2 protein-coding genes are annotated in these 913 nt (G+C 27.7%); both read left to right on the plus strand.

Annotated elements, in window-relative coordinates:
- Positions 1-242 precede the first annotated feature (242 nt).
- Complete coding sequence (tnpA, locus tag Q3304_RS20705; RefSeq protein WP_054272097.1) at positions 243-650, plus strand: IS200/IS605 family transposase; 408 nt, start codon at positions 243-245, stop codon at positions 648-650.
- A 1-nt stretch (position 651) separates the two neighbouring features.
- On the plus strand, positions 652-913 hold a 262-nt coding region (locus Q3304_RS20710), incomplete at its 3' end, for a helix-turn-helix domain-containing protein (RefSeq protein WP_407815484.1).

A 913-nucleotide genomic window follows, 5' to 3' on the forward strand; every position in this document is an offset into this window, starting at 1 on the left:
AAGTGGGTAGACCTTAACGGATAACGCCGAAGGATAAGATATAGTCTGTGCTTGCATGAAAGTGTAAGAAGTTCATAAGAGAACTGCATAGGTAGTAGCGAACTTATGTGAACGACAACCTCAAAAATGATAAAAGTCAAAACTTATGGTTCTTACATATGTTATTTAAAAATGAATATAAAACCTTCAAAAAACTTGTTTTAAAAAATTGTACTTGTTAATATTATGTTGGGTGATGAAAAATGGAAGTGACTCATGGTAGAGGGTATGTGTATTTAATACAATACCATATAGTATGGTGTGTAAAATATAGACATCCAGTATTAACAAATGAAATTGAAGAAGATTTAATTAATATATTAAATAAAATAGCTAAAGATAATAAATTTCAAATATTAGAATGTAATAGTGATAAAGACCACATACATTTACTAATAAATTGTTCACCACAACACTATATACTAGATATGATAAAAGCATTAAAAGGTGTATCGGCAAGGTTGTTAATGAAAAAACATGGAGAACAGTTGAAAAAGAAATTATGGGGAGGACATCTTTGGAATCCTAATTATTTCGTTGCTACTGTATCAGAAAATACAGAAGAACAGATAAGAAGATATATTAATAATCAGAAAAAGCAAGTAAAGTGAGGTGATAGTAGTGGAAAAATCATATAAGTTTAGAATGTATCCAAATAAAAAGCAACAAGAGTTAATTAACAAAACTTTTGGATGTTGTAGATTTGTATATAATAAATATCTTGCTAAAAAAATAGAAGTTTATGAAAATGATAAAGAAACTTTTACTTATAAACAGTGCAGTTCTGATTTGACCAATTTAAAAAAAGGATTAAAGTGGCTTAAAGAACCTGACAAATTTTCACTACAAAACACCTTAAAAGATTTAGAAAACG

It is taken from the genome of Clostridioides sp. GD02377, assembly GCF_045899875.1.
Classification (GTDB): Bacteria; Bacillota; Clostridia; order Peptostreptococcales; family Peptostreptococcaceae; genus Clostridioides; species Clostridioides difficile_A.

Bases quoted from the DNA above. Each gene is read 5' to 3' on its own strand.
- tnpA (WP_054272097.1), top strand. From the start codon at position 243: ATGGAAGTGACTCATGGTAGAGGGTATGTGTATTTAATACAATACCAT.